The organism is Bacillus sp. AFS059628, from assembly GCF_002571225.1.
GTDB lineage: Bacteria > Bacillota > Bacilli > Bacillales > Bacillaceae_G > Bacillus_A.
Map to the genome: position 1 here is coordinate 1 of NZ_NVEC01000039.1, position 9,851 is coordinate 9,851.

Here is a 9,851-nt window from a genome sequence, read left to right on the forward strand (position 1 = left end):
TAAGTTGATGGATGTGGGGTACCACCCCATCGCTATCAAGTTAAAAATCCAGAATTACCCCAAAACGAAAAAATGAACTTTTTGTTACAAGTTAACACAAAATTTCGTTCTGGAGGTACTATAAAATTTTAGCTGGATAGTGATGGGATCCTGACAGAAAACTAAGCCGAGTTGTCCTCATGCTAAGCTAAGGACGGCTCGGCTTTAATTTTTGGATTTAAAATTATATATTGCTTTATGTAGTCTGGTCACACCTTCTTTAATTTCTTCATTTTTTAGATGCCCATAACCTAAAATAATTCGATTATGATGTTTTCCTTTTTCTATAGTATGATCTTCTACAGAATATACTTTAACTCCAAACCGTTCGATCCATTCGAGTAATTCTTTTGAAAAATGGGATTCATTTAATTCAACAATTAGGTGTAAGCCTGTTGAATAACCGAAAATATTAACCCTATTCGAAAATGTTGTTTTTAAGCAATGAATAAGGAAGTTTCTTCGTTTTTTGTACATTTTCTTCATCTTCATAATATGTCGTTTTAAATAGCCTTCATCAATAAAACGGGCAAGGATAAGCTGCTCTAAAGAAGGGGTATGTAAATCCGAAAACCATTTTAGTTTGCGACATTTTTCAATAAGTTGTGAAGGAAGAATTAAATATCCCATTCTAAGGGCTGGTGATAAGATTTTACTAAACGAACCAATATATAATACACGATCTGAATCCAATCCCTGTAATGAACTTACAGGTGGTCCTTCATATCTAAATTCACTGTCATAATCATCCTCAACAAGATAACAATTTGTTCTTCTAGAGTAGTTAATCAATTGAATCCTTCGTTGAATTGGTAACGTTCCTCCTAACGGAAACTGGTGGGACGGAGTAACAAAGATAAACTTTGGATAATTATTTAATGGCAGCAACGATGTCTTCATTCCATATTCATCAACAGGTATAGGGTAAAGAAGAGCACCTGAAGTTTTAAATATAGTTTGAATATCATTGGTGATTGGATCTTCCATTATCACTGTATCATCGGGCGATAAAAGCAATTTAGAAACAAGTGTCATAGCTTGGGTTGCACCAGATGTAATCACAATTTGTTCTGGATGACAATCAACACCTCTTGTTTTCAGTAAATAGCGTGATAAAACCTGTCGTAATTCCGGACGTCCTTCGGGAATATCGTATCCAAAAGTAGAAGGTGCAATGTCATTCCATATGGTATGAGACAATTTTGCCCATGTCTTACGCGGAAATAAATCCAGTGCTGGTATACCTGAACGAAAGTTGATGATGTTATCATCTTTATTTTTATCTTCATTCCAATTCACATAATGAAATGAAGGTGTTTTATTCTGTTGTTCTAAAAAAGTTCCTTCAGCAACAAATGTTCCAGCACCCCTTTTTGCAACTAAAAATCCTTCAGCCAATAATTGATCATACGCTTCCAAAATCACATTCCTGGATACATTCAACTCAGAAGATAGTTCACGTGTCGACGGTAGTTTTTCTCCTGATTGTAAGTCCCCGTTTAAAATTTGTTCTCGTATTTGCTGATAAACTTGTCTAATTAATGGTATATCTAATGACCGGTTAATGGGTATCCAAAGCATATTGAAATTTACTCCTTATCTAAAATTGGTACTTTGAAAATTCATTATAAATGGTACTAATATAAACCATTTTACCATGATAAAGTTTATGTAAATATGAAAAAGGAGATGTAAGTTATGACTAATCCAAAGATTCAAGTCACCCAAGCACTTAAATCGGTTGCACGAAATGAACATATTAAATCTTATATTCAGCAGTCCAATGAACTCTATCCTTTATTATTGCAAGCCGCCAAACGGTTTGTAACCGGAGAGCATAGGCAAGATGGGCTTGCAACAGCAAAAGAACTGATTTCAAGAGGTTATTCTATTTCACTGGAATACATTGGTGAAAATAAAACAGATTTAGAAGAATGCCGAAACGCCAAAAACGAGTTTTTGAATCTTATTGAAGAAATGGGTTTGTTCTCCATGAAGTCGACTGTTTCGTTTGATTTATCACATATTGGATTATCTGTGGATTCAGAAACAGCTTATATTCATTTACTTGAGTTAGCCAAGAAAGCAAATCTGTACGGCGTTACACTTATGATAAGTATGGAAGAAACATCAAAAACTGACGATATTCTTGATATCTATAAAAAAACAACTACGCAATATCCTAATGTAGGGATCACTATACAGGCACATTTATATAGGTCCAACAATGATGTTCAGGAATTAGTTCATTATCCTGGGAAAATACGAGTTGTCAAAGGGGCTTATCAAGAAACAGCTGATGTTGCTATGTCTAGATCAAAGGAATTAAATAATCGTTATCTTAAACTTGTAGAACAAATAATAGAATCTAACCACCCAGTATCCATAGCCACACATGATGAAATGCTTATTCAAGAAATGGAAAACCGTCAATACCTTAATCAACCCAACTTAGAAATGGAAATGCTCTACGGAATCCGTCCAGATTTGTTAATGGATTTAAAAAGTAAGGGGTACAACTGTAAAGTATATTTAACTTACGGAAAAGAGTGGTACTTGTATTTATGTCATCGAATAGCTGAATATCCGGAAAATCTATTTCGTGCAGTAACGGATATGATCAATCCATCTTTAACAGACAGAAGTAGATTATATTGAACGAACATTAAATTCCAAATATGGGGTAGCGCCACATCGCTATCAAGCTAAGGTTTTGAAGTGCCCCCAAACCGAAAAAATAAGTTGTTTTCGGACAAAAATACACGGGATTTTCATCTTGGGGATGTAATTTCTTAAATTGATGGGCATGGGGCGGTACTCCTAAATGAACATGTTCTTTTTCTGCAGGTAGTTACTTTGGGAAGGTAGCTTATTTTTTCGTTTTGAGGTCGTTTATTTTTCTTAAGCTGATGGATATGGAGTATCCGCCCTAAGTTAAATACATTTTGACTTAAAAACAAGTAATTTTAGCAAGGTTAGGAGTATTTCATGGAGCATAATGTCAGTTGTGTTGTAATGCATGAAGAAAAATTACATTAGAAAAGAGCCAGAATTCATCCTGTTAAGGGTAAATCGGCTCTTAGTATTTAAAAGGATGGAAAAAGAAACACTGAAGTAAGAAACCTCTGTGTTTCTTTTTGATTAATATATTTACTGAACTTTCCTGCACAGATGCTCCTTCAATCCTATTATAAAAGCAATTTTGAAAGTAAGTAATTTGTAAGTAATGGGTAAGAAAAAAGAAATTCTCATTGCGTATGATAAAAATATAAAGAGGAATGAAAGGGGAAAAAGGTATGACCTATTTATGAAAAATAAACCAGTAACGAGAGTGTTTTAAGGAAAAGAAGTAATTTCTATGATTAACATACATGTGGAAAAAGAGGAGTATATCGTGTGTTATAACTCAATAGCGTTTGTGAAAATAATATTAACTAAGATAATTGCAAATTCACCTTGTTTTTATCTGAATTTTCCAATTTGATTATTTCAACTTTATGAAGATAGTAGCTAGAAAATTTGTGTGATAGTATTTTAAATAGAAAAAAAATACAATTCTGAAAAGAGGGTGTAATTCGGATGGTTTAACTATTGTAAATTTTAGGGTTAGATAGCTATTAATGGATTTTTTCGTTGAGTAGGGTTTTAGCTTGTAGAATATGAAAATCAAAGAAAGTTGTTCAGATAAATTAATGAAATATTATCGTTTTTTACTGTGGTTGTAATGACGATATAACTAGAAATCATTTAATTTGTCCACGTTTATAGGTGAAAAAGATTATTTAGAGTCAGAAGTGAACGTATAAAAACTAAAAATAAATATATTTGAATGAATAAATTATACCAAAGATATTGAATTTTATAGTTATTGAAGTTTGAATACTATTAAATTTCGGATGGATATATGTAGAGTTATAAATTATGTGCAAAAAAGAGGTATTGTGTACACCAAAACATCCGTTTTAGTAAATTTAAGGAGCACATTTTATGAAAACTACCGATTCAAAAGGCCTATTAGGAAATAGGGTTTATTTACAAGTTTTCTCTGCCTATTCATTGCTTATGCTTGGTGTTTTTATTGATATGTTAGCGATTATGACTATAGTTGGGTTTGAATGGGAAGTAGATCCTACTATGATTGGATTGATCCCTGTTGCATATGCACTTCCTGGAATTATTTTTGGCTCATGGGCAGGTGTTATTGCAGATCGTTTTAGAAAAATTCCAATTATGATGTTCTGTAATTTGATGGTTGGTTTAATAACAATTGCTCTTTTATTTGTACAAAATATCCACTGGCTCTTAGTGGCATTAATGATTCGTTCCATTTTTATTGTTTTCTATTATCCTGCACAACAAACACTAACAAGACAGATTGTATCCCCAGAGTTGCTTACTAAAGCAGTAAGTATCAACGGAATAGTAGAGCAGGGTACCAAGATAGTAGGCCCACTTATAGGGGGCATGTTGCTGAGCTGGTTTCAGCCAGAGTTCTGCCTCATTATAAGAGCTATAAGTTGTTTATTAGCTACGTTAGTTCTGATACCAACAATAAAGTTCAAAGAAACTATATCGAAAGAACTTGTTGAAAAGCAAAAGCAAAGCACTTGGGCCGCTTGGGTACAAGGGTGGGGCTATGTGTTATCTAATCGGATAATATTATCAACTATGATTTTCGTTACAATAGCCATGGCAGTATTACAATTAGTAGACTCACAATTCCCAACTTTATTTAAGAGCTTATTCCCACATGATAAAAGTAAAATGGGATATATTATTTCTATTATTGGTCTTGGCGGAATACTTGGTGCATTACTAACTCAGAAATTAAAACAATTTCAATATGGCTGGGTAGTATGTGGAGGTATGGTTTTAATGGGAATTGGTTTTGGGGGGATTGGTTTGATAACGCCCGGTACGGTCTTCGTTTTAGCCTATTTAATTAGTTTTATCGCTGGTATCGGAAGTGGGCTTATGCTTGTATCTAATCAAGTCATTTTACAAATAGAATCCGATCAAGATCAAGTAGGAAGAGTATTTGGTATACAAAGCAGTTTAACAAACGCAGTTCTAATTATTTCTCCTGCTATGAGTGGTCCATTAGTGCATTTATTTGGAGTAACTCAACTCTATGTTTATGGAGGGATTGGGCTTGTTATTATTGGAGTAATTGGAGTTTCACTGCAGAAATATTTATGGGCTAAACATAAACACGAACCTATAAGAGCAAATAATTTTTGAAGGGAAGATTTTTATGACCAATGAGGAATGTTATCCATTAAGTCATCCGCAGCGAAGAATATGGTATACAGAAGTTATTCATTCTGATAAAGGAATATGTAATTTAAGATTTTTATTTAAACTTCATCGGAAAATGGATTATTCAAAATTAAACCAAGTTGTGAATCGCGTTATCAGTGAAAATGACGGTCTGTGCATTAGGTTAAAAGAAAATGGGCATCAGGAACCGAAACAATATTTTATTAAACATGAAGAACAAGAATTTGAGTTTTTTGATTTCAGTAATGTGGAGAATACAAATTTGCTTGAGGAATGGATTGAGCAGAAAACAAAAGAAACGTTTACATTATTTAATTCAAATTTATACTATTTCGCTTTAATAAAATTAAACGATAATGAATGTGCAGTCTTTGGAAATGTTCATCATATTATTATGGATGGTTTATCAATTCAAATATTTACTGAGCAGATTGCAAAATATTATTATGACATGCATAACGAGAATGAGGAAGGCGAAATTAAAAATTCATATGTTCAATTTCTGACTAATGAACAAACATACTTGAATAGTAGTCGTTTTCAAAAAGATCAAAAATTCTGGTTGGAGGAATTTAAAACACTGCCATCTGTGACCGGGTTGAAGCCTTATAATACGTACCAAGTTAGTACCAAAGCATCACGTGAGACGTTTATATTAACGGAACATTTGAAGAGAAAGATAGAAAAATTTTCTGAATATTACAAAATTAGTTTATATACTCTTTTTGTTGCTGCTCTCTCGTTGTCCATGTATCGGTGGACCTCATCGCTTGATATTGGTTTAGGAATGGCTTACGGCAACCGTATGACTAAAATGGAACGAAAATTGATTGGAATGATGGTGAGTACAGTTCCTTTAAGAATGGATATTGATCCAGAAGAAGAAGTACTTTCATTTATTAGTAGGGTGTCCAGAAAACAAAGTAAATCATTAAGACACCAGAAATATCCATTTGATTTGTTATTAAAGCAGATTAATAAAGAGAATAACAGTAATGTGAGACTTTTCGGAACTACGATTGATTATAGGGATCGTGATGAAAGTGGTGACTCACTATGGATTCCAAACCGTGAAGAAGTACAAGATTTTGCAGTGCATATTGAAAATCTAATTGATATAGACTCTTTACATGTACATATTGATTATCGTGAGGAGCTATTTTCTAAGGAAGAGATAAAACGGTTTTTTAACGTGATGTTAGCGATAATGGAAAACACTTTTGAAAACCCAAAGCAGAAGGTGGCTGAAGTAGAAATCATTTCTGAGGAAGATAAAAGAAAAAGTTTAGTTGAGTTCAACAATCCTAAACTGGATGTCCCACCTCAAGTAACTATTCATGAAATGTTCGAACGGCAAGCGATGATTTATCCAAATGTTATTGCAGTTACGTATGAAAAAGAAAAAATTACTTATAAGGAGCTTAATGAACGTGCAAACCAGTTAGCTCATTATCTGCAGAAAAAGGGAGTAGGACCTGATACTTTAGTTGGACTGTGCGTTGAACGTTCCCTCGAAATGATTGTAGGTATTTTAGGGATTTTGAAGGCTGGTGGGGCTTATGTTCCACTTGATTCAACATATCCAGAGCAGCGACTTCAATATATTTTAGAAGATGCTAGCATTCAGTTATTCGTAACGCAAGAAAGTTTAAAAGAATTAAAATGGTTACCAGAAAATGTCGAGGCGATTTGTCTGGATCGTGATCAAGATGAGATTTGGAAAGAAAGTAAGACTTTACCGGTTTCTGATGTCAGTCCCCAAAATTTAGCATACGTGATCTATACTTCGGGATCAACGGGGAATCCAAAAGGTGTTATGATAGAGCATCACAATGTCATTCGGTTATTTAAATCAACGGATTGTTGGTATCAGTTTAATGAAAAAGATACTTGGACACTTTTTCATTCGTATGCATTTGATTTCTCAGTATGGGAAATTTGGGGAGCATTATTATATGGTGGAAAATTAGTTGTTGTTCCGTACTGGATTAGTCGATCACCTAAGGATTTTTATCAATTATTGGTGGAGGAAGAAGTCACAGTTCTAAATCAGACACCTTCCGCTTTTCGACAATTAATACAAGTGTGTGAACAAGAAGATAAGAATAAAAATTTGCAGCTGCGTTATGTCATATTTGGCGGAGAAGCGTTAGAACCTACTAGCTTGTTACCGTGGTTTCAAAGGTATGGGGAGAAAAAACCACAGTTAATTAATATGTATGGAATTACAGAAACTACAGTTCATGTTACATATTATCCAATTACTTTAGATGATGTGCAGCATGCTTCAAGAAGTAATATTGGAAAGCGGATTCCCGATTTAGAAGTGTATATACTAGACGATTATCAACAACCTGTTCCTATAGGTGTTGATGGTGAACTTTATATTGGCGGGGCAGGGCTTGCACGTGGGTATTTAAATAGACCTGAATTAACAGCAGAGCGTTTTATATCTCATCCATTTAGTAGTGATCTGAAAGCAAGATTATACCGGACAGGAGACTTAGTGAGGTATTTGCCAGATGGGAATCTAGATTATCGTGGAAGAATTGATCATCAGGTTAAAATACGTGGTTTCCGAATTGAGATTGGGGAAATTGAGTCTACTTTACATACATATGCATATGTAAAAGAGGCAGTTGTAATTGTAAGAGAAGATCAGCCAGGCGATAAACGATTAGTAGCATATGTTGTAGGAGATGGAAATGTAGATGCGTGGAGAGAGTATCTTAAAGCGAAACTACCAAGTTATATGGTTCCTTCGGGATTTGTGGCGATGGAAGCTATTCCACTTACAGCTAACGGTAAAGTTGATCGTGAGGCCTTACCTATGCCGGAGGAAAAGCAGATTAATAGTGAATGTGTTGGCCCTCGGAATAGTAACGAACAAATACTAACTACCATTTGGAAGAGAGTATTAGGTGTTAAAAAGGTGGGAATCTATGATAATTTCTTTGAAATTGGTGGCGACTCAATTCTCAGTATTCAAATTATATCTCAAGCAAGTCAAGTGGGGTTAAAACTTACTCCAAAGCAAATGTTTGAATGCCCAACTATCGCTGAGCTGGCACAAGTGGCTATAGAAACGCAGGGAGTACAAGCGGAGCAGGGAATTGTGATAGGTGATGTGCCTCTTACTCCAATTCAGTGCTGGTTCTTCGAGCAAGAACATCCACATACAGAGCATTGGAATCAATCAATGCTTTTAAGAGTAAAAGAAAGATTGGATGTGAAATTACTAGAGGGAGCGATATTAAATTTACTGAAACATCATGATGCTTTACGTTTCCGGTACGAACAGTTACCAAACGGAACGTGGAGGCAGAGAAATGAAGGGACTGATGAGCTGTCAGTACTCCATGTTGTAAAACGGAATCAAGTTAATGAAAAAGAGTGGAATAAAATAATACAAGAAGAGATGAATATTCATCAAGCTAGTTTCAATTTAATTACTGGTCCGTTAATGAAAGTAGTGTACTTTGAAGATAACTTGACTGAAAATGATCGAATATTCTGGGTGATGCATCATTTAGTAGTAGATGGAGTGTCATGGAGGATTCTATTGGAAGATTTACAGTTGGTATATAACCAGATGAAACAAGGTCAAGAAATTCGCTTACCTGCGAAAAGTACATCTTTTAAAGAATGGTCTGAACGACTTCAGACATACAGTGATTCGGGTATTTCAAAAGAAGTAAAGGATTATTGGAATGAACAAGTAGAAAAAGAAACGATGAAAATTCCAGTGGACTATCCAATACAAGAAACGACAGAAGAATCGATTGATCAAGTGACGAGGACTTTAGGAATAGAAGAAACACAAGCATTGTTTCACGAAGTTCTAGTCACTCATAAGACAAGGATTGATGAGGTACTATTAACGGCATTAGGACAAGCTATCGTCGATTGTACAAATCAGCAAACCGTTTCTATTCATCTAGAAGGACACGGAAGAGAAGAGATGATTGAAGGTATTGATTTATCAAGGACAGTGGGCTGGTTCACGAGTATTTATCCCGTTCATCTCAATTTTCAAGGAACTCAGACACCTATTGAAGGGTTAAAGGCAGTCAAAGAGCAATTGCGTCGAATCCCAAATCGCGGAGTTGACTATGGTATTTTACGTTACTTGAATAAAGGATTACTTCCGTTTTATCAGCAAAAGCCTTCAATAAGCTTTAACTATTTGGGCCAATTTGATCAGGTGTTTTCAAGGGACTCTTTGTTTATGCAAGAGACAGGATTTACATTTTTAGATCATGCTCCAGATTCCAAACCATCTCATCTAATTGATGTTATCGGAATGGTGAAAGATGAAAAGTTACATTTTATTTGGATGTATAGTAGGGAACAGTTTTCTAAATTAAAAATTCAAGTGATAGCAGATGGTATGTTGAGGCATCTTCGTCAACTTATAAATAAACCAACAACAGAGTCTGCTTTTACGGTATCAGATTTTGCTGATGCAGAGGATCTTACGGAAGAAAGCTTGAGCAAAGTATTACTTAAATTAACAAAGAAGAGGGTGTAAA

The 9,851-nt window shown here is 34.6% G+C and carries 4 protein-coding genes; 3 read left to right on the forward strand and 1 reads right to left on the reverse strand.

Going from position 1 to position 9,851, the window contains the following annotated elements:
* Positions 1–204 precede the first annotated feature (204 nt).
* A complete protein-coding gene (pdxR, locus tag COL05_RS13810) occupies positions 205–1,620 on the reverse strand; it encodes a MocR-like pyridoxine biosynthesis transcription factor PdxR (protein WP_098669029.1) in 1,416 nt (471 codons plus the stop codon).
* A 117-nt stretch (positions 1,621–1,737) separates the two neighbouring features.
* Here pdxR and COL05_RS13815 point away from each other — a divergent pair, with 117 nt between their 5' ends.
* The 3 genes from COL05_RS13815 (at position 1,738) to COL05_RS13825 (ending at position 9,850) form a co-directional block, all read left to right on the forward strand.
* Positions 1,738–2,697: a proline dehydrogenase family protein gene (locus COL05_RS13815; RefSeq protein WP_098669030.1), complete on the forward strand. Its 960-nt coding sequence runs from the start codon at positions 1,738–1,740 to the stop codon at positions 2,695–2,697.
* A gap of 1,329 nt (positions 2,698–4,026) precedes the next feature.
* Positions 4,027–5,280: an MFS transporter gene (locus COL05_RS13820; protein WP_098669031.1), complete on the forward strand. Its 1,254-nt coding sequence runs from the start codon at positions 4,027–4,029 to the stop codon at positions 5,278–5,280.
* Between the two features lie 13 nt (positions 5,281–5,293).
* Positions 5,294–9,850 carry a non-ribosomal peptide synthetase gene (locus COL05_RS13825; RefSeq protein ID WP_098669032.1) on the forward strand — a complete coding sequence of 1,519 codons (4,557 nt, stop codon included), beginning with the start codon at positions 5,294–5,296 and terminating at the stop codon, positions 9,848–9,850.
* Position 9,851: the final 1 nt, after the last annotated feature.

Excerpts from the sequence above, each read along its gene's own strand:
- pdxR (WP_098669029.1), bottom strand. The coding sequence starts at position 1,620 with ATGCTTTGGATACCCATTAACCGGTCATTAGATATACCATTAATTAGA.
- COL05_RS13815 (WP_098669030.1), top strand. The coding sequence starts at position 1,738 with ATGACTAATCCAAAGATTCAAGTCACCCAAGCACTTAAATCGGTTGCA.
- COL05_RS13820 (WP_098669031.1), top strand. The coding sequence starts at position 4,027 with ATGAAAACTACCGATTCAAAAGGCCTATTAGGAAATAGGGTTTATTTA.
- COL05_RS13825 (WP_098669032.1), top strand. The coding sequence starts at position 5,294 with ATGACCAATGAGGAATGTTATCCATTAAGTCATCCGCAGCGAAGAATA.